Genomic DNA, 19,902 nt, shown 5'->3' on the forward strand with positions numbered 1-19,902 from the left:
GCTGCGCGCCATGACCTATGCATCCGATCTCCTACGCCTGCTCGACCAGCGCGGCTATATCCACCAGTTGACCGACGCCGAGGGCCTCGACGCCCTCGCGGCGAAGGAGATCGTTCCCGGCTATATCGGCTTCGACGCCACAGCGTCATCGCTTCATGTCGGCAGCCTCGTCCAGATCATGATGCTCCGCCGGCTCCAGCAGGCCGGGCACAAGCCGATCGTGGTGATGGGCGGCGGCACGTCGAAGATTGGCGATCCGAGCTTCAAGGACGAAGCGCGCAAGCTGCTCACCACCGATATGATCGCCGCCAATATCGCGGGCATAAAGAAGGTGTTCGAGCGCTTCCTGACCTTCGGCGACGGCCCGACCGATGCGATCATGGTCGACAATGCCGACTGGCTCGACAAGCTCGAATATATCCCCTTCCTGCGCGAAATCGGCCAGCATTTCTCGGTCAACCGGATGCTCAGCTTCGACTCGGTCAAGCTGCGCCTCGACCGCGAACAGTCGCTGAGCTTCCTCGAATTCAACTACATGATCCTGCAGGCCTATGATTTCCGCGAGCTTTCGCGCCGCGTGGGCTGTCGCCTCCAGATGGGCGGATCGGACCAGTGGGGCAATATCGTCAACGGCATCGAACTGACGCGCCGCATCGACGGCGAGCAGGTCTACGGCCTCACGACGCCGCTCATCACCACCGCCGACGGCGGCAAGATGGGCAAGACCGTCTCGGGCGCGGTCTGGCTCAATGCCGATATGCTGTCGCCCTATGACTATTGGCAGTTCTGGCGGAACACGCAGGACGCCGATGTCGGCCGCTTCATGCGCCTCTTCACCGATCTGCCGCTGGACGAGATCGCCCGGCTCGAGGCACTGGAGGGCGCCGAGATCAACGACGCCAAGAAGATTCTCGCCGATGCCGCCGCCGCCATGGCGCATGGCGAAACGGCCGCCGCCGAAGCAGCCGAGACCGCGCGCCGCACCTTCGAGGAAGGCGCCAGCGGCGCCGCGCTCCCGACGCACAGGGTCGAGGGCGGCAGCATCGGCGTCGTCGACGCGCTCGTGGCGCTGGGCCTTGCCGCGTCGAAGGGCGAGGCCCGCCGGCTGATCAAGGGCGGCGGCGCGCGCGTCGAGGGCGAGAAGGTCGAGGACGAAGCGCTGGTGATCGCGGTCGGCGACGCGCCGGTGCGCGTCTCGGCGGGCAAGAAAAATCACGCGCTGCTGGTGCGTTGACGCCGTCCCCGATGTGGCCGAGCCGAGGCGCGGTAAGGCTTCTTTAATCCCATTCCTTGCGCCGCCGTTAAGGTTTCGGGTCTAGGTCTGTCAGAAGGGGCAAGTGGTGTTCCGGAGTAGCGTCATGAGTTTCAACGCACAGAACCGGACGATCCACGATCAGCGCGAGGCCGCGCGTGAGGAAGTCTTCTACCGCACCCGGGGCAACGGCCCGGCGGGCGTGGTTTCGCTGCAGGTCGTGAACATCTCCGCCTCGGGTTTCATGGCGCGCTCCGAAAACAGCTTCGCCGAAGGCGACCGGCTGATGGTCCGCTTTCCCGTGGTGGGCTCGGTCGGCGCCGAGGTCCGCTGGGCGCTCGGCGGCCGCGTCGGCTGCCAGTTCGACCGCATGATCGATCTCGCCCCTTATCTCCAGCTCCTCTCCGAGCTCGTCGCCCACGCGCGCTGAGCCGCGCTTCAGCCCGACCTGAGCAGCGCCACCCCGGCGTCGCGCTCAAACAGATAGAGCGCCAGCCGCGCCGCCTTGCCGCGCGGGCCTTCCAGTCCGCCGTCGCGATCGACGAGCAGCCGCGCATCGTCGCTCGCCATCGGCAGCAGGTCCTGCAGCATGTCGGGCTCCACGAGCCGGAAGAGCTGCTCGCCCGACTGGCGCGTGCCGAGCAGCTCGCCCGCACCGCGCAGGCGCAGATCCTCCTCGGCGATGCGGAAACCGTCATTGGTCTCGCGCATCAGCGCCAGCCGCGCGCGCGCCGTCTCGCTCAGCATCCCGCCGCGCAGCAGCAGGCAGATCGACTTCTTGTCGCCGCGCCCCACGCGCCCGCGCAACTGGTGGAGCTGCGCCAGCCCGAAACGCTCGGCACCCTCGATGATCATCAGCGTCGCATTGGGCACGTCGACGCCCACCTCGATCACCGTCGTCGCGACCAGCACCGCCGTCCGCCCGGAGGCGAAATCGGCCATCACGGCATCCTTGTCCGGCCCCTTCATCCGGCCATGGACCAGACCCACGCGATCGTCGCCGAAGCGCAGCCTGAGCGCCGCCGCACGCGCCTCGGCCGCCGCCTGATCGCTCGTCTCGCTTTCCTCGACCAGCGGGCACACCCAATAGGCCTGCCCGCCCGCATCGATATGCCGCCCCAGCCCGTCGGCCACCTCACCCAGCCGCTCGTCGGAAAGGACGCGCGTCTCGATCGGCTGCCGGCCGGGCGGCATCTCGTCGAGCCGGCTCACGTCCATCTCGCCATAATGGGTCAGCGTCAGCGTGCGGGGGATCGGCGTCGCCGTCATCACCAGCAGGTGCGGCGGATGCTCGGCCTTGGCCTGGAGCATCATCCGCTGCGCAACGCCGAAGCGATGCTGCTCGTCGACCACCGCGAGCCCCAGCCTTTTGTAGCTCACCGCTTCCTGGAAGATCGCGTGCGTGCCGACGAGGATGTCGATCGATCCATCGGCCAGCCCCATCAGCGTCGATTCGCGGGCCCTGCCCTTCTCACGCCCGGTCAGGATCGCGACATTGATCGGCAAGCCGGCGAGCATCGCCGTCAGGTTCGCATGATGCTGGCGCGCCAATATCTCGGTGGGCGCCAGCATCGCGCCCTGCGCGCCGGCCTCGACTGCCGTCAGCAGCGCCATCAGCGCGACCAGCGTCTTGCCCGCGCCGACATCGCCCTGCAGCAGCCGGACCATCGGCGTCGCCTGCTGCATGTCGCCTTCGATCTCGCGGATCGAGCGCGTCTGTGCACCCGTCGGCGCATAGGGCAGCCGCAGCATATCGCGCAGCCTGCCGTCGCCCGCCAGCGGAACGCCGCGCCGCCGCCGCGACGACGCGCGGACCAGCATCAGCGCAAGCTGGTTGGCGAACAGTTCGTCATAGGCCAGCCGCCGCCGCGCGGCCTTGTCGGCCGGATCGGCATGCGCGGTGGCGAGCGACTGACGCCATGACGCCCATCCCTCTTTCGCCAGCACGCTGGGTTCGATCCACTCGGCAAGCTCGGGCGCGCGCGCCACGGCCTGCGCGGCCAGCGCCGCCAGCCGCTTGCCCGTCAGCCCTTCCGACAGGGGATAGACCGGCTCGCGCTCGGCGATCTCCCCGGCCTCTTCGGGCGGCAGCACATGGTCGGGATGGACCATCTGCCATTCCTGTCCATAGGTCTCGATCTTGCCCGATACGATGCGCGCCTCGCCCAGCGGCAGCAGCTTCTTCGCCCAGCCCGGATTGCCGCCGAAATAGACTAGGCTGATCGCGTTGCCGATCGCGTCGATCGCATGGACGCGGAAGGGCGATCGCGGGCCGCCCTGCCGATAGTCGGCAGCGGTCAGCGTCAGCGTCACCACCTGCCCGGCAATCGCCTCGTCGAGGCTGACGACGGGACGCCGATCGATGAACCCGCTCGGCAAATGGAAAGCGATATCGACAGCGCGCGCCAGCCCCAGCCGCTCGAGCGGTCGCGCAAGCTGCGGCCCGATCCCTTTCAGGGCCGTGACTTCGGCGAACAGCGGATTGAGAATATCGGGTCGCATGGCTATCTGCGCTCTAAAGTCTGTTCAGCCGAAGCGGAAGCGGTGCCTTCCGCTCCCGGGCAGACAGGGATCACCAGCCGGCCGGCCCTAAAAGCCCGCCGGCCAATTTGCATTGGACGCCCATGGATCGCGATGCCCGTCTCAAACGCCTGAAGTTCCGCGCATGGCATCGCGGCACCAAGGAAGCGGACCTGATGGTCGGCGGCTTCTTCGATCGCCATGCAACGGAATGGAACGAGGCGGAGATCGCCTGGTACGAGGCGCTGATGAACGAGCAGGATGTCGACATCATGGGCTGGGCGATCGGCACGATCCCGGTTCCGCCGCACATCGAAGGCCCGATGATCCAGGCGATGAAGCGCCTCGACTATATTCCCATCTCCGAATGATCTCGCGTGCTCCTCCCTTAAGGAGCGCGGTTTGGACCGCCCGATGACCGACCTTCAGAAGATTCTCCATGCCAAGTCGCCGCTGACCCTTGCGGGCGCCCCTGCCGGCTTCCTGCCCTGGCTGACGGCCGATCTTGCGCGCGCATCGAAGAGTCGCGCTGTCTTCATCGCATCGGACGAGCAGGCGATGCGCAGCCTCGCCGAGACCGCCACCTATTTTGCGCCCGAGCTGGAAGTACTGAGTTTCCCGGCATGGGATTGTCTTCCCTATGATCGCGCCTCGCCGTCGCTGCGCTCGACGTCGGAACGACTCGCGACGCTCCACGCGCTGCAGGCGAAGCCCAGAGGTCCGCAGCTTCTCGTCACCACGCTCAATGCCGCCACGCAGCGCACGCTGACGCCCTTCCGTATCCGCCAGCTCGTCGCGCGGCTCGCGCCGGGCGAGCGGATTGATCGCGACCGGCTTGCCGAGTTGCTTCAGTCCAATGGCTATGTCCGTGTCGAGACCGTGGCCGATCCGGGCGAGTTCGCGGTGCGCGGTGGTCTTGTCGATCTCTTCCCCTCGGGCGAGGAGCAGGCGCTGCGCCTCGATTTCTTCGGCGACGAGATCGAAAGCGTCCGGCGCTTCGATCCCGCCGATCAGCGCACCACCGGGCGCGTCGACGGCTTCACCCTGCTTCCCGCATCCGAGGCGCTTCTCGACGAGGAAGGCATCAAGCGCTTCCGCAGCCGCTACCGCGAACGTTTCGGCGCGACCGCGACCGGCGACCCGCTTTATCAGGCGATCAGCGACGGCCGTCGTCTCGCCGGCATGGAGCATTGGCTACCGCTGATCGAGGATCGGCTGACCACCCTCTTCGATCATCTCGGCGACGATGCGGTGATCCTCCGCGATTCGGGAACCTCCGCCGCTGCAGAGGCGCGGTTTGAGGCGATCGCCGACTATCACGCCAATCGCGTGCGCGCGCAGTCCTCTGATCCCGGGAGCTATCGCCCGATCGAACCCGCCGCCCTCTATCTGACACCCGACGAGTGGGCGCAGGCGGTCGGCGACAATGCCATTCACCTCACCACGCCCTTCCGCGAGCCCGAAAGCGCCACGGTGCTCGACTTCGGCGTCGACGGACCACGCGATTTCGCGCCCGAGCGCGCCCAGAACGCCAATGTCTATGAAGCGGTCGCCGCGCATGCCCGGTCGCTCCAGCGTGCCGGCAGGCGCCTGGTCCTCGCCAGCTATTCGGCGGGCTCGCGAGAGCGCCTGACCGCGCTCCTCGCCGATCATGGTCTCAAGACCGCGCCAGCGGCCGACAATTGGCAGGAAGCGCTGGGCCTTGCCGCCAATTATGGCGCGGCGATCGTCGTCCTGCCGCTCGACCACGGCTTCGCCACGCCCGATATTGCCCTGATAACCGAGCAGGACATGCTCGGCGACCGCCTCGTCCGCCGGCAGAAGAAGCGCAAGAGCGCCGACGCTTTCATGTCGGAGCTGGCGACGCTCACCCCCGGTGATCTCGTCGTTCACGTCGATCACGGCATCGGGCGCTACGAAGGGCTGACATCGATCCCGGTAGGCCAGAGCCCGCACGACTGCGTCTGGCTGACCTATGCGGGCGGCGACAAGCTCTACGTGCCCGTCGAGAATATCGACGTGCTGTCGCGCTACGGGGCCGAAAGCGAGGGCGTCGCGCTCGACCGGCTGGGCGGCGAGGCCTGGCAGCGGCGCAAGGCGCAGATGAAGGAGCGGATTCGCGAGATCGCGAACGAGCTCATCAAGACCGCCGCCGAACGCGCGCTCCGCCCCGCCGAAATCGCCGAGCCCGACAGCGGCGGCTACCCCGCCTTCGTCGATCGCTTCCCCTATCAGGAAACCGATGATCAGGAGCGCGCGATCGGCGACGTCATCGCCGATCTCGCTTCGGGTCGCCCGATGGACCGGCTCGTCTGCGGCGATGTCGGTTTCGGCAAGACCGAAGTCGCCCTGCGCGCCGCCTTCGTCGCGGCGATGGCCGGTATGCAAGTCGCCCTCGTCTGCCCGACGACGCTGCTCGCCCGCCAGCACCACATGAATTTCGTCGACCGGTTCAACGGCTTCCCGCTGAAGATCGGCCGCCTCTCGCGCCTCGTCCCCGCAGGCGAAGCCAAGGCGGTCAAGGAAGGCCTGCTCGACGGCACGATCGATATCGTCATCGGCACCCATGCGGTCATCGCCAAGGGCGTCGAGTTCAAGCGCCTCGGCCTCGTCATCGTCGACGAGGAGCAGCGCTTCGGCGTCGTCCACAAGGAAAGGCTGAAGGCGCTCAAGACCGACGTCCACCAGCTCACCCTCACCGCAACCCCGATCCCGCGCACCCTCCAGATGGCAATGTCCGGCCTGCGCGAGCTTTCGGTGATCCAGACGCCGCCGGTCGATCGCCTCGCCGTGCGCACCTATGTCATGCCCTGGGATCCCGTCGTGATCCGCGAGGCGCTGCTGCGCGAACATTATCGCGGCGGGCAAAGCTATTTCGTCACGCCGCGCGTCTCCGACCTGCCCGACATCGAAAAGTTCCTGCGCGAGGAAGTGCCCGAGGTCCGCTATGTCGTCGCCCACGGCCAGATGGCGGCGGGCATGGTCGAGGAACGCATGTCGGCCTTCTACGACAAGCGCTACGAAGTGCTGGTCTCCACGACCATCGTCGAAAGCGGGATCGACATTCCCAGCGCCAACACGATGATCATCCACCGCGCCGATCGCTTCGGCCTCGCGCAACTCTACCAGCTGCGTGGTCGCGTCGGCCGGTCGAAGACGCGCGCCTATGCCTATCTCACGACGCATGACCGCGTGCTCACCGAAACCGCCGAGAAACGGCTCAAGGTGCTGTCCGATCTCGACAGCCTGGGCGCGGGGTTCCAGCTCGCCAGCCATGATCTCGACATTCGCGGCGCGGGCAATCTGCTCGGCGACGAGCAGTCGGGGCACATCAAGGAAGTCGGTTTCGAACTCTACCAGTCGATGCTCGAGGAGGCGATCCTCTCGGCCAAGGCGGGCGGGATCGAAAAGGCGATGGCGAAGGAATCCTTCTCGCCGCAGATCACCGTCGATGCGCCGATCATGATTCCCGACGATTATGTCCCCGATCTCGATCTGCGCATGGGCCTCTATCGCCGCCTCAACGAGATCGAGGACAAGCAGGGCATCGAAGCCTTCGCCGCCGAACTGATCGACCGTTTCGGCAAGCTGCCGCCCGCGACGCAGAATCTGCTGACCGTCATCGAGATCAAGCTCAACGCCAGGCGCGCCAACATCGCCAAGATCGACGCCGGTCCGCGCGGTGCGCTGGTCAGCTTCTTCCAGGACAATTTCCCCGATCTGCCGGGGCTGCTCGGCTATGTCGACCGGCTGAAGGGCACTGCACGGCTGCGTCCTGACAGCAAGCTCGTCATCACCCGCGCCTGGGGCGATCCCGCCTCGCGCTTGAACGGAGCGCTCCAATTGTCGCGCGGCCTTGCAAAAATAGTCTCTTAGGGATTTAAAATGTAAATTCGGTGGTTGCGTATCACGGATTACGGAGGGAGAGCCGTGACCGAACCGGCAATACTTGCCCGATGGAGCGCGCTCGTCACGGCGATTCAGCGCCTGTCCGTGGCTGTCTCCGTCGACGATGTCGTGGCGATCCTGCGCGAATCGACGCGCGAGATCGCGGCCTCCGACGGCATAACCGTCGTGCGCCGACGCGCCGACGAAGTCGAATATGTCGCGGAAGATGCTCTCGCCCCCCTTTGGGTCGGCCAGAGCTTCCCGATCAAGGCGTGCATTTCGGGGCTGGCGATGCTCGATCGCAAGCCGATTATCATTCCCGACATCACCAATGATCCGCGCCTCGTCTATAATTACTATCGCGACACCTTCGTCGGCAGCATGGCGATGTTTCCCGTGGGCTTCGACGAATCCCGCTTCGCCATCGGCACTTACTGGGCTCGGCAGGGACCGATCGATCCGGAAGCCATCAAGCTGCTCGGAACGCTCGCCCGCTCGGTCGGTGCCGTCCTCGAAAATCTCGCCGCGCTCGAATCCGCGACGGGCGAGCACGCTTCCCTGCTTCGCAAGGCTCTTTGATCGCGCTAGCTTTCCACCATTGCAGGGGGAAACAAGCATGGGCGAATGGAAATCGGTGGACCGGCGTGCCTTCATCGTCGGCGGGGTCATGCTGGCGAGCGCTCCGGCGATGGCGGCCACGGGCAAGGTCGATTGCATCGTTCACGCCGGAACGCTCATCGACGGCATCGGCGCACCCCGCTCCGCCGCATCGATCCTGATCGCCGACGAACGCATCGTCGAAATCGTCCCCGGTCATGTCAGGCCCGCAGGCGTTCGCATCGTCGACCTGTCGTCGGCGACGGTCCTCCCCGGCTTCATCAATTGCCACATCCACCTCGATACCCGCCCGGGTTCGCTCAACCCCGTGCTCGACGCGGCACAGGCAAGCGAGCTCGACGCATTGATGCAAAGCGCCGCCAATGCGCGCGAGATGCTGATGCGCGGTTTCACCTCGGCGCGCGTGCTGGGATCGGTCGGCGAAGACGCCGCGCTCAAGCGCGGAATCGACCGGAAGCTGGCGCAAGGCCCGCGCCTCTGGGTGGCGCTCGAGCAATTGGGCGCCACCGGCAGCGTCGCCGATCGTTCGGTCGGTTTCGACGAGGCGCTCGACAATCCCCATTGGCGCCGCCGGACGATCGACTCGCCGGAACAGGCCGCCTGGCAGGTGCGCGATCGCAAGAAGCGCGGCGCCGATCTCATCAAGATCATGGTCGGTGGGGCCGTCACCAGCCTGTCGCCCGATCCCGTCGGCATGCAGCTCATGTCCGATGCCGAGATACGGGCCGTGGTCGAAACCGCTCATGCGCTCGGCATGAAGGTCGCCGCGCACGCCTATGGCGGTGAGGCGATCGCCGCCGCCGTTCGGGGCGGCGTCGCGTCGATCGAACATGGCTCGTTCGCCGACGACGCCGCGCTCGCCGCAATGCGCGATCGCGGCGTCTATCTCGTGCCGACGCTGACGATCCTTGCGATCAGCATCGACACCGCGCGCAACCGACCCGAGCAGCTTCATCCCGTCATCCGCGAGAAGATCATCGCCGTCGGCGACACGCCGGCACGCACCGTCGCCAGGGCGCACAGGATGGGCGTCCCCATCGCCTTCGGCAGCGATGCGGTACTGCCCGATCGGCAGGCGGAGGAGTTCGGCCATCTCGTCGCCGCCGGGCTCACCCCGATGCAGGCCATTCAGGCCGCGACGCGCAACGCCGCCGACCTGCTCGGCGCGTCCGACCGCGTCGGCACGCTCCAGCCCGGCCGTTTCGCCGATCTCGTCGCGGTTCAGGGCGATCCGATCGCGAATATCGATCTGCTGCGCGGCGTGCGCTTCGTGATGAAGGGCGGCGTCACGGTACGGAACGAGCTCAACGGCTGAGGTCCGCTGCCTGCCATATCGCTTGGCGCTCCAATCCTGTCCGCCACATGACGCTTTTCTAACCAACCGTTTCGGCACCGTTCACAATCGAACGGGTAGATAAGAGCTTGTGAACGGACGAGGCGATCAACCAGCCGAAACCGCTCACGAATGAGGCAGAAAGGGCGCTAACATGTCACTTTCGATTTTCATGCGACGATCGCCGCCGGCCATGCCGGCTCGCGGTTCGGGCCGGCGCCGGCTTGGGTCCCACGCCTTGCCCCCGCCCTTTCTACCCCATCCCTGACGCGCCCCATCCCCCTCCCCCAAGGGTCGCGCCAGGCGCCGCCTCTCCGGGTTGAACACCCTGCCCCCCGCTCTCCCCGGGGAGGCGGCCACTATCCCTCACTCTTTTGCTTTGAAGGAGAATGACGATGAACAATCCCATGAAGGCACTGGTTGCCCTGTCGCTGCTGGCCACTCCGGCTCTCGCTTATGCCGCTCAGCCGCCGGTCGAAAATGTCAGCTCGTTCCGTCACGGCAACCTCGCCGCAGCGCAGGCCATGTCGCGGCAGGCCTACAACTATCTGACCGCCGCGCAGCAGGCGAACGAATATGATCTGGGCGGCCATGCGGCCAAGGCGAAGCAGCTGCTCGATCAGGCCAATCAGGAAATCAAGCTCGCCGCCATCGCTGCGAACAATCGCTGACCCCATGACGACGCCGGGCCGGGCATCATACCCGGCCCGGGCGCCGTATTTTGGGTTCAGCGCCCGACGCTGCCCCTTTCTTCCTTCGGCGGCCCCTGCGCCGCCAGACGATCGGCGATCGCGGTCATCACCCTCGGTGTGTCGACAAGCAGATATTCCGCGTCCTGCGCCGCAGCCCATCCCAGCGTCCGCGTAAAGTCGAACCCCGCCAGCGCGGGCCGCGACACGCCCTCAGCCTGATAGCAAAGCGGCATCACCGTGATCCCCAGCCCCGCCGCAACCATCTGCAGCACGCGCTCGTCGTTGGTCGAGCGCAGCGCGAAATGCGGCCGCACCCCCCGTTCGGTGAAGAAGCGGCTGGTGTACGACAGCGCTTCGCAATGCCGGCGGACGATCATCACGTCCTCACCCAATTGCTCGGCGTCGATCGCCGCGCATCTTGCGAGCCGGTGCCCCGACGGCACGGCCAGCGCATAGCCTTCGGTCAGGATCGCGCGCTCGGCGAACCGGTCCGCACCGCGATCGACCAGGGTCAGCGCCACGTCGATCCGCCCTTTGGCAAGGTCGCTCGCCAGTTCGCGTTCGCTCCCGAACAGCAGCTCGAAGCGATTATGCTCGCTCGGCCGCGCCTCGGCCAGCGCCGCCGCGATCAGCGCGCCGGGCACGCTGCCGAGCACGCCGATCCGCAGCGGCGGCATGTCGATCGCCTCGTCCATCGATTGCTGCACGAGGTGGAACTCGCGTTCGATCCGGCGCGCATGAAGCTGGAGCCGCGTGCCGGCTTCGGTCAGCGCCACGCGCTGGTTCGATCGCACGAACAGCCGGTGCCCCAGCAATCGTTCGAGCTTGGCGATGCCGACCGACAATGTAGGCTGCGACACGTTGCAATGATTCGCCGCGCGCGAAAAATTGCCCTGGTCGACCACGGCGAGGAAATAGCGAAGCAGATAACGATCGAGCATCAGTCTAAAATCCGGCTGGCCGGGACGCCGCGGCCGCGACGCCCCGCCCTTCATAGATAAAAATAATGATATCGTTCAAATCCATTCAATTTTTCTGGGATGCGCCACCCCGCTAGGCTTGGGGGAGAGGAGAGACCGAAGCCATGACCCCCGATTTCGATTTCGCGCTTGGCGAGACTGCCGACATGATCCGCGAGACGACGGCGCGCTTCGCCGCCGATCGCATCGCCCCCATCGCCGCGAAGATCGACGCCGAGGACTGGTTTCCCAAGTCGCTCTGGCCCGAAATGGGCGCGCTCGGCCTCCACGGTATCACCGTGGAAGAGGAATATGGCGGCCTCGCTCTCGGCTATCTCGAACATGTCATCGCCTGCGAGGAAGTCAGCCGCGCCTCGGCGTCGATCGGCCTCAGCTACGGCGCGCATTCCAACCTCTGCGTCAACCAGATCCGGCGCTGGGCGAGTGACGAGCAGAAGGCCAGATATCTCCCCAGGCTCATCTCGGGCGAGCATGTCGGCAGCCTCGCCATGTCGGAGGTCGGCGCCGGGTCCGATGTCGTCTCGATGAAGCTCAAGGCCGACAAGGTTCAGGGCGGCTACGTCCTCAACGGCACGAAGTTCTGGATCACCAACGCCACCTATGCCGATACGCTGGTCGTCTATGCCAAGACGGGCGAAGGCAGCCGCGGCATCACCACCTTCCTCATCGAAAAGGACATGCCCGGCTTCTCGATCGGCCAGAAGATCGACAAGATGGGTATGCGCGGCAGCCCCACGGCCGAGCTGGTCTTCAACGATTGCGAAGTGCCCGAGGAAAACATCATGGGGCCGCTCAACGGCGGCGTCGGCGTGCTGATGTCGGGGCTCGACTATGAGCGCACGGTGCTTGCCGGCATCCAGCTCGGCATCATGCAGGCCTGCCTCGACGTCGTCCTGCCTTATGTCCGCGAGCGCAAGCAGTTCGGCAAGCCGATCGGCGCCTTCCAGCTCCTCCAGGCCAAGGTCGCCGACATGTATGTCGCGCTCAATTCGGCCCGCGCCTATGTCTATGCCGTCGCCAAAAGCTGCGATGCTGGCAAGACGACGCGCTTCGACGCGGCAGGCGCGATCCTGCTTGCATCGGAAAATGCCTTCCGCGTCGCGGGTGAGGCGGTTCAGGCGCTGGGCGGCGCGGGCTACACCAAAGATTGGCCGGTCGAACGCTTCCTGCGCGACGCCAAGCTGCTCGATATCGGCGCCGGCACCAACGAGATCCGGCGCATGCTCATCGGCCGCGAGTTGATCGGCGCGGCATGAGCGCTCCTGTCCTCGACACCAAGCTGTCGGCCGACAGCGAACAGTTCCGCGCCAATGCCGCGCATAACCGCGCGCTGGTTGACGATCTTCGCGGCCGCGTCGCGACGGCGGCGCTCGGCGGCAGCGAGAAGGCACGCGCCAGGCATGTCGAACGCGGCAAGCTGCTTCCTCGCGACCGTGTCGAGCGCCTGCTCGATCCCGGCGCGCCTTTCCTCGAGATCGGCCAGCTCGCCGCCTGCGACCTGTACGAAGGCGAAGTGCCCGGGGCCGGCATGATCGCGGGCATCGGCCGCGTCTCGGGCCGCCAGTGCATGATCGTCTGCAACGATGCGACGGTGAAGGGCGGCACCTATTATCCGATGACGGTCAAGAAGCATCTCCGCGCGCAGGAAATTGCCGAGGCCAATCGCCTGCCGTGCATCTATCTGGTCGACAGCGGCGGCGCCAACCTGCCGCATCAGGCCGAGGTGTTTCCCGATCGCGACCATTTCGGGCGCATCTTCTTCAACCAGGCCAATATGTCGGCCAAGGGCATCCCGCAGATCGCCTGCGTGATGGGAAGCTGCACCGCGGGCGGCGCCTATGTTCCCGCCATGTCGGACGAGACCGTCATCGTCCGCAATCAGGGCACGATCTTCCTTGCCGGCCCACCGCTGGTGAAGGCGGCGACGGGCGAGGTCATCTCGGCCGAGGATCTCGGCGGCGGCGATCTCCATGCGCGCAAATCGGGCGTGGTCGATCATCTCGCCGAGAATGACGAACATGCGCTGACCATCGTCCGCGATATCGTCTCGACCTTCGGCAAGCCGCACGATCCGGGTCTCGATCTGCGCGATCCGCGCCCGCCGCGCTTCGATCCGCAGGAGCTTTACGGCATCGTCCCCGACGACGTTCGTGCGCCATATGATGTCCACGAGGTCATCGCGCGCATCGTCGACGGATCGGAGTTCAACGAGTTCAAGCCGCTGTTCGGCAGCTCGCTCGTCTGCGGCTTCGCGCATATCTGGGGCATGCCCGTCGCCATCCTCGCCAATAACGGCGTGCTGTTCAGCGAAAGCGCGGTCAAGGGCGCGCATTTTATCGAGCTGGCCTGTCAGCGCCGCATCCCGCTGCTTTTCCTCCAGAATATCTCCGGCTTCATGGTCGGTGGTAAATATGAGGCGGAAGGCATTGCAAAACATGGCGCAAAGCTCGTCACCGCCGTCGCCACCGCCAGCGTTCCCAAGATCACGCTTCTGATCGGCGGCAGCTTCGGCGCGGGCAATTACGGCATGTGCGGCCGGGCCTACTCCCCGCGCTTCCTCTTCACCTGGCCCAACAGCCGGATCAGCGTGATGGGCGGCGAGCAGGCCGCTTCGGTCCTCGCCACCGTCCACCGCGACGCGGAGAGCTGGACACCCGATGAGGCCGAGGCGTTCAAGGCCCCGATCCGCCAGAAATATGAGGATGAAGGCAATCCCTATCACGCCACTGCGCGGCTGTGGGATGACGGCATCATCGACCCCGCGCAGACGCGCGACGTGCTGGGCCTTGCCTTCGCCGCGACGCTGAACGCTCCGATTCCCGAAGCCGCGCGCTTCGGCGTGTTCCGGATGTAGCGATGCCGCGCTGTCCTACAGTTGCGGTTTCGGGCTACGCTTCGTGCATGCCCATGATCGCCCTCGACCGCGATTGCGCACGACCTGCGCCAGCCGTCGGCGGCGCCGGAGCGTTTGACGTTCTAGCCTCTCAACTTTGTCAACTTCGCATCGGGGATGGCCAATGATATTCCTCGCCCTCGCGCTCCAGATCACCCCGGTCCAGCCGCTGCCCAAGGGGACTGGCCTGCCGCCCCCGGGCACGCCCGAGGCATCGGCGATGATCCCCGTCAACGCGCTGTTCGCAGGCATCGCCGCGCGCGATGGGGCGGCGATCGCCGCAACCTTCCGACCGGGCGCGACCGTGACGGTCGCCACTGAATCGGTGGACGGATCGGTCCGCATCGATCATCTGACCGCCGATGAGATGGCCGCGCGCATCAAGCCCGGCGCCGAACGCTTCGAGGAAAGCATGGCCGATCCCGCGATCGAGATCGACGGCAATATCGCGATGGTCTGGGGCCATTACAGCTTCACCATCGACGGCAAGACCAGCCATTGCGGGGTCGATCATTTCGACCTGATCCGCGAAGGCGGTGCGTGGAAGATCCAGAACATCACCTGGTCCAAGCGGACTACCGGATGCTGAAGTCGCTGCTCATCGCCAATCGCGGCGAGATCGCCTGCCGCGTCATCCGCACCGCGCGCGCGATGGGTATCCGCACCGTCGCCGTCTATTCGGATGCAGACGCCAACGCCCTGCACGTCCGTCAGGCCGACGAGGCCGTGCATATCGGCCCGTCGCCCGCGCGCGAATCCTATCTGGTGGGCGAAAGGATCATTGCCGCCGCCAGGGCGACAGGGGCCGAGGCGATCCATCCCGGCTATGGCTTCCTGTCGGAAAACGCCGCCTTCGCGCAAGACGTGATCGACGCGGGACTGATCTGGGTCGGCCCCCACCCCTCCTCGATTACCGCGATGGGGTTGAAGGACGCGGCCAAGCAGCGGATGATCGCCGCTGGCGTCCCCGTCACCCCCGGCTATCTCGGCGAGGATCAGCGCCCCGATCGTCTCAAAGCGGAGGCCGACAAGATCGGCTATCCCGTGCTGATCAAGGCCGTCGCCGGCGGCGGCGGCAAGGGCATGCGCCGCGTCGATGCCGCCGGGGATTTCGCCGATGCGCTCACCAGTTGCCAGCGCGAGGCCGCCAACAGCTTCGGCGACGATCGCGTCCTGATCGAGAAATATATCCTCTCGCCCCGCCATATCGAAGTGCAGGTGTTCGGCGACGCCCACGGCAATGCCATCCACCTGTTCGAGCGTGATTGCTCGCTCCAGCGTCGCCACCAGAAGGTGATCGAGGAGGCCCCCGCCCCCGGCATGGACGAAGCGACGCGCGAGGCGATCTGCGCCGCCGCCGTCCGCGCCGCCAGGGCCGTCGACTATGTCGGCGCCGGGACGATCGAATTCATCGCCGACGCCAGCGAAGGCCTGCGCGCCGACCGCATCTGGTTCATGGAAATGAACACGCGCCTGCAGGTCGAGCATCCGGTGACCGAGGAAATCACCGGCGTCGACCTCGTCGAATGGCAGCTCCGCGTCGCAAGCGGCGAACCGCTGCCAAAGCGTCAGGATGAGTTGAGCATCAACGGCTGGGCGATGGAAGCGCGGCTGTATGCGGAAGATCCGCTTAACGGCTTTCTGCCCTCGATCGGCAGGCTTGATGTTCTCCAGCTCCCCGAAGACGATCTGCGCGTGGAGACCGGTGTCGAAGAAGAAGACGAGGTTTCGCCCTTCTATGATCCGATGATCGCGAAGCTGGTTGCCTTCGGAGCAGATCGCGCCGCGGCTACCGAGCGTCTCGCGGACGGAATCGACTATGCCGCCGTCTGGCCCGTCAAGACCAACGCCGGCTTCCTCGTCCGCGCCCTTCGTCACCCGGACTTCGTCGCCGGCCGCGTCGAAACCGGTTTCATCGCCGATCGGCTCGCCGATCTTCTTCCCCCACGCGAAGCGAGCGCCGCCTCGCAGAAGCTCGCCGCGCTCAACCTCCTGTTCGCTCATGACGAAGCCCATGGCATCAGTCAGGACGAGCCTTGGGGTGGCCTCGACGGTTTCCGTTTGAATGGCCCTCGCAGCGCACCGATCGCGATACGCGGAGATGCCGATCTGCATATCGTCGACATCTGGGAGGGCGACCCGGTTGACGGCGGCGGCCGCTTTGTCGGCGAAGACTTTATAACGGTCGAAGAGGGCCAGACCCACGCCTTCCGGCTGGCGCGCTTCGATGGTGCCGCCGCCGGGGCCGCCGCCGACGGCGCAATCCTCTCGCCCATGCCCGGCCGCATCATCGCGGTCGACGTCGCGGCCGGCGACGCCGTCACAAAGGGCCAGAAACTCGTCACGCTCGAGGCTATGAAGATGGAGCACAGCCTGACCGCGCCCTTCGACGGCACCGTGGCCGAACTCAACGCCAGCGTCGGCGCGCAGGTTCAGGTCGATGCGCTGCTCGTGCGGGTCGAGGCGGCCGCCTGACGGTGCCTGCCGCATGCCGCTTGACGGCATTTAACATTAATCCCACAGGAAGGTGATTACTGACCGCCGCGGGTAGCGCGCGAAATGGGAACTCCGATGGACCGGGACGCAGTCGCCAAACTCACGCCAGCGCAGCGGGAGTGTCTTCGGCTGGTGCTGGTTCACGGCACGTCCAAGCGGATCGGCCAGGCGCTGAATCTGTCGTCCCACACCGTCGACATGCACATCAAGGCGGCGATGAAGAAGCTCGACGCCAAGAGCCGCTTCGACGCCGCGAAAGCGCTGGCTGCTGCGGAAGGAAACCTACACCAGAATTTGGTGCATCAAGCGCCGGAGATTCCGGACACGACCGAAAATGCCTCACCAACGGTCTTGCCGGGGGCGCAAATCCCCCTGGCAATTTTGCCAGTTGGGGGTGAACATGGTTCAATCGGAAACGCTCGCGTCCTCGCCTACATTGTCGGCATCGCCGTCTCATCAATCATCGGGCTCGCCGGACTCATCGCCACTCTCCGCGCCGTCGGAGAATTTTTCGCGCGGTAAGGGCGTCTTCAACCGCCTCTTCAGCCGGCGCCTGTCCGCCGGGACCGAAGTGGAAGCCCTGCTCTTCAAGGCCGAGCGTGAGCTCGACCGGGCATTCTCCGCCGTCGCACGGCTGAATGCCGCGCTTCCCGAAGCAAGGCTGGAAGCCAGGCTGGCGGCCGTCATGGCTCAACCCGCGCTTTCGTCCACGACTGCCGCCCAATCCGCCATCATCGATGCGCGCAGCCACCTTCTTTCCACGCACGACCGCCTCGCGCTCGTCCGTCGCCAGATGAACCTTCCCGAAGAAGCCTTCGGCGGCGGCGACCTCAAGCCCATCCCGGCCTGAGCGAACAGACGAAAGTGGAGACGGAAAATGATGCATATGGCCGCGATCACCGGTAGGGGGCGGTGCACTTCAGGAGCCGGGTCTGATGATCTCCCCGATCAGCTTGCTGCTCGTCGCGGCCTTCTGGCTGGCCCTTGCGGGGGCCATCCTTTTTGCGCTCGCGAAAGGCGCGTGGCCCGAACGGATCGGCGCGCTCGCGATGATCGCCGCCTCGGGCCTCAGCGTCCTCGTGAAGCCGGGTACGTTGAAAGCCTATCTGCATTTCGAGGCGGGGACGTTCGTCGTCGATCTCGTCCTGCTGGCCATTCTGATCGGGCTGGCGCTCAGGACGCCGCGCAACTGGCCGATCTGGGCAGCGGGATTCCAGCTGGCAGGCCTCAGTTCGCATATCGCCGTGCTCGTGACGCCGCATTATCTCGCCGTCGCCTATTCCCTGCTGCAGGGCTTTTGGGCCTATCCCATTCTCGCAAGCCTGGCCGCCGGGGCGGCCGGACACTGGCGGCGCAATCATGACTCACGAAATGCCGGTGTTTCGGGCAAAGGTGTCGGCGCGGATCGTTGAAGGCGAGACGCACCGGATCGAAAGCATCGGGGAATCCTTTCCCCCCTCGATAAAGCCCGGCCGCCTCATCCAGTTGGAACGCCTGGTCGCCGAGCGGCGCGCGCGCGAACGCCATTTCAGCGCGGAACTGTTCGCAGATCCCGTCTGGGACATATTGCTCGATATGGCGATCCAGGACATATTGTCGCGGCCCGTATCGGTATCGAGCGCCTGTGTCGCTTCGCGCGTTCCGACCACGACGGCGCTTCGCCATATCCACGCCATGGAGGCGCGCGGCCTGCTCGAACGCAGCGACGACGCAAAGGATCGCCGCCGCGTCTTCCTGCGGCTGACGCCGGAAAGCCGCGCCGCCCTCGACGCCTATCTCGATCGTCTCGCCCGCTCCGAAAGACGCTCGGCATAAAGGAGCATGCCGGCGTCTTTCCCGCGAGCCGGTCGATGCTCCGGTGGAACAGCGCGGCGGCGCGTTCGGACGACGTGTCGTCGCGTCTCGCCTTCGACGCGGCGCAATTGGCCAGACTGGCTGGGGCGGCAGGATTCGAACCTGCGAATGCCGGTACCAAAAACCGGTGCCTTACCGCTTGGCGACGCCCCAGCAGGCCGGGCGACCAGCCCGGGCCGTTGCCTCTAGCCGCGCCCGCGCCCGTTGGGAAGGGCGCAGGCGCGATCCAGAGGATTTCAGAACAGCTTCTCGGTCCAGCCGTGCGGATCGGGCGCGGTGCCGCGCTGGATCGCGACGAGCGCTTCGCGCAGCCCTTCGGTCACCGATCCGGTCGCGCCGTTGCCGATGGTGAAGTCGGCGGTCGGCGTCTTGACCCGGCCGATCGGCGTGACGACCGCTGCCGTGCCGCAGGCGAATGCCTCGCGCAGGCGGCCGCTCTTCGCGTCGGCTTCCCACTGGTCGATGCCATAATGCTCTTCGCGAACGGTGCGTCCTTCGGCACGCGCGAGCCGGATCAGCGAGTCGCGCGTGATGCCGGCCAGGATCGTGCCTTCCAGCGGCGGCGTCACCAGCGAGCCGTCGTCGAAGATAAGGAAGACGTTCATCCCGCCCAGTTCCTCGATCCAGCGGCGCTCCTTGGTGTCGAGGAACAGCACCTGATCGCAGCCCTCGCTCGTCGCTTCGGCAAGCGCGATCAGGCTGGAGGCATAGTTGCCGCCGCACTTGGCATCGCCGGTGCCCCCCGGCCCGGCGCGGCTGTAGGTCGGCGTGGCCCAGAGCGCGATCGGCTTGGCCCCGCCCTTGAAATAGGCGCCGACCGACGATGCGATGACCATGTAGAGATATTCGCTGGCGGGCTTCACGCCGAGAAAGGCTTCGCTCGCGAACATGAAGGGGCGCAGATAGAGCGCGCCGTCCGCATCCTGCGGAATCCAGTCGCGATCGGTGCGGACGAGCGCGCGGACCGATTCGACGAACAGTTCCTCGGGCAGTTCGGGCATGGCGAGGCGCCGCGCGCTGTGGCGGAAGCGGCGGGCATTGGCCTCGGCGCGGAACAACTGGGCGCCGCCGTCGGGCAGACGATAGGCCTTCAGCCCCTCGAAAATCTCCTGCGCATAATGCAGCACCGCCGCCGCAGGGTCGACCGTCACCGATCCCCGCGCGGTGATCCTGGCGTCATGCCAGCCTTTCGCATCCGAATAGCGGATCAGTGCCATATGATCGGTGAACACGCGGCCAAAACCCGGATTGGCGAGCATCGGATCGCGCTCGCTCGCGGGAATGGGATTGGCAGTGGGTTCGAACTCGAAACGCAACGACGCGGCGTCGCTCATGTGCTGACCTCCGGCTGGCTGACCCTGATGCCTCGCTTGCCT

At 66.1% G+C, this 19,902-nt stretch carries 18 protein-coding genes and 1 tRNA gene; 15 read left to right on the forward strand and 4 right to left on the reverse strand.

Annotation, left to right across the window (positions count from 1 at the left end; translation table 11 throughout):
* The first annotated feature begins 10 nt into the window (after positions 1–10).
* Positions 11–1,234, forward strand: a complete 1,224-nt coding sequence (tyrS, locus tag AC3WT0_RS01545; RefSeq protein WP_492750879.1) for a tyrosine--tRNA ligase — start codon at positions 11–13, stop codon at positions 1,232–1,234.
* A 124-nt stretch (positions 1,235–1,358) separates the two neighbouring features.
* On the forward strand, positions 1,359–1,682 hold the full coding sequence (locus AC3WT0_RS01550; RefSeq protein ID WP_492750880.1) for a PilZ domain-containing protein: 324 nt from the start codon (positions 1,359–1,361) through the stop codon (positions 1,680–1,682).
* An 8-nt stretch (positions 1,683–1,690) separates the two neighbouring features.
* On the opposite strand, the gene recG is transcribed toward AC3WT0_RS01550, so the two are convergent.
* On the reverse strand, positions 1,691–3,754 hold the full coding sequence (recG, locus tag AC3WT0_RS01555; RefSeq protein ID WP_492750881.1) for an ATP-dependent DNA helicase RecG: 2,064 nt from the start codon (positions 3,752–3,754) through the stop codon (positions 1,691–1,693).
* 122 nt (positions 3,755–3,876) lie between these two features.
* Between recG and AC3WT0_RS01560 the strand changes: the two genes are divergently transcribed.
* The 5 genes from AC3WT0_RS01560 to AC3WT0_RS01580 all read left to right on the forward strand — a co-directional run bounded on the left by AC3WT0_RS01560 (position 3,877) and on the right by AC3WT0_RS01580 (position 10,282).
* Positions 3,877–4,143, forward strand: coding sequence for an FAD assembly factor SdhE (locus tag AC3WT0_RS01560; protein WP_492750883.1), 267 nt, complete (start codon positions 3,877–3,879; stop codon positions 4,141–4,143).
* Positions 4,144–4,186: 43 nt separating this feature from the next.
* Positions 4,187–7,648, forward strand: a complete 3,462-nt coding sequence (gene mfd, locus AC3WT0_RS01565; RefSeq protein WP_492750884.1) for a transcription-repair coupling factor — start codon at positions 4,187–4,189, stop codon at positions 7,646–7,648.
* Positions 7,649–7,702: 54 nt separating this feature from the next.
* Positions 7,703–8,239 (forward strand): GAF domain-containing protein, encoded by a 537-nt coding sequence (locus AC3WT0_RS01570; protein WP_492750886.1) that lies wholly within the window; start codon positions 7,703–7,705, stop codon positions 8,237–8,239.
* Positions 8,240–8,276: 37 nt separating this feature from the next.
* Complete coding sequence (locus AC3WT0_RS01575) at positions 8,277–9,593, forward strand: amidohydrolase family protein (protein ID WP_492750887.1); 1,317 nt, start codon at positions 8,277–8,279, stop codon at positions 9,591–9,593.
* A gap of 413 nt (positions 9,594–10,006) precedes the next feature.
* Complete coding sequence (locus tag AC3WT0_RS01580) at positions 10,007–10,282, forward strand: hypothetical protein (RefSeq protein ID WP_492750888.1); 276 nt, start codon at positions 10,007–10,009, stop codon at positions 10,280–10,282.
* Positions 10,283–10,338: 56 nt separating this feature from the next.
* Here AC3WT0_RS01580 and AC3WT0_RS01585 read toward each other — a convergent pair whose 3' ends face one another.
* Positions 10,339–11,244, reverse strand: coding sequence for a LysR family transcriptional regulator (locus tag AC3WT0_RS01585; RefSeq protein WP_492750890.1), 906 nt, complete (start codon positions 11,242–11,244; stop codon positions 10,339–10,341).
* Between the two features lie 143 nt (positions 11,245–11,387).
* On the opposite strand from AC3WT0_RS01585, the gene AC3WT0_RS01590 reads away from it, so the two are divergent.
* From AC3WT0_RS01590 to AC3WT0_RS01625, 8 genes are all read left to right on the forward strand, one after another.
* Positions 11,388–12,539 (forward strand): isovaleryl-CoA dehydrogenase, encoded by a 1,152-nt coding sequence (locus AC3WT0_RS01590; RefSeq protein ID WP_492750891.1) that lies wholly within the window; start codon positions 11,388–11,390, stop codon positions 12,537–12,539.
* On the forward strand, positions 12,536–14,137 hold the full coding sequence (locus tag AC3WT0_RS01595; protein WP_492750892.1) for a carboxyl transferase domain-containing protein: 1,602 nt from the start codon (positions 12,536–12,538) through the stop codon (positions 14,135–14,137). The genes AC3WT0_RS01590 and AC3WT0_RS01595 overlap by 4 nt, the downstream gene beginning before the upstream one ends.
* Before the next feature lie 163 nt (positions 14,138–14,300).
* The gene (locus tag AC3WT0_RS01600; protein WP_492750893.1) at positions 14,301–14,765 is read left to right on the forward strand and encodes a DUF4440 domain-containing protein; all 465 of its coding nucleotides are present in this window, start codon (positions 14,301–14,303) and stop codon (positions 14,763–14,765) included.
* The gene (locus tag AC3WT0_RS01605) at positions 14,759–16,651 is read left to right on the forward strand and encodes an acetyl/propionyl/methylcrotonyl-CoA carboxylase subunit alpha (RefSeq protein ID WP_492750895.1); all 1,893 of its coding nucleotides are present in this window, start codon (positions 14,759–14,761) and stop codon (positions 16,649–16,651) included. The genes AC3WT0_RS01600 and AC3WT0_RS01605 overlap by 7 nt, the downstream gene beginning before the upstream one ends.
* 96 nt (positions 16,652–16,747) lie before the next feature.
* Positions 16,748–17,194 (forward strand): helix-turn-helix domain-containing protein, encoded by a 447-nt coding sequence (locus tag AC3WT0_RS01610; RefSeq protein ID WP_492750897.1) that lies wholly within the window; start codon positions 16,748–16,750, stop codon positions 17,192–17,194.
* 49 nt (positions 17,195–17,243) lie between these two features.
* Positions 17,244–17,522: a hypothetical protein gene (locus AC3WT0_RS01615; protein ID WP_492750899.1), complete on the forward strand. Its 279-nt coding sequence runs from the start codon at positions 17,244–17,246 to the stop codon at positions 17,520–17,522.
* Between the two features lie 85 nt (positions 17,523–17,607).
* On the forward strand, positions 17,608–18,084 hold the full coding sequence (locus tag AC3WT0_RS01620; protein WP_492750901.1) for a hypothetical protein: 477 nt from the start codon (positions 17,608–17,610) through the stop codon (positions 18,082–18,084).
* On the forward strand, positions 18,032–18,487 hold the full coding sequence (locus AC3WT0_RS01625; RefSeq protein ID WP_492750903.1) for a winged helix DNA-binding protein: 456 nt from the start codon (positions 18,032–18,034) through the stop codon (positions 18,485–18,487). The genes AC3WT0_RS01620 and AC3WT0_RS01625 overlap by 53 nt, the downstream gene beginning before the upstream one ends.
* Positions 18,488–18,604: 117 nt before the next feature.
* On the opposite strand, the gene AC3WT0_RS01630 is transcribed toward AC3WT0_RS01625, so the two are convergent.
* Positions 18,605–18,679: transfer RNA gene (locus AC3WT0_RS01630), tRNA-Gln, on the reverse strand.
* A gap of 83 nt (positions 18,680–18,762) precedes the next feature.
* Complete coding sequence (locus AC3WT0_RS01635) at positions 18,763–19,860, reverse strand: branched-chain amino acid aminotransferase (protein ID WP_492750904.1); 1,098 nt, start codon at positions 19,858–19,860, stop codon at positions 18,763–18,765.
* Positions 19,861–19,902: the final 42 nt, after the last annotated feature.

Source organism: Sphingomonas sp. EU05-FHT14C10, from assembly GCF_058790595.1.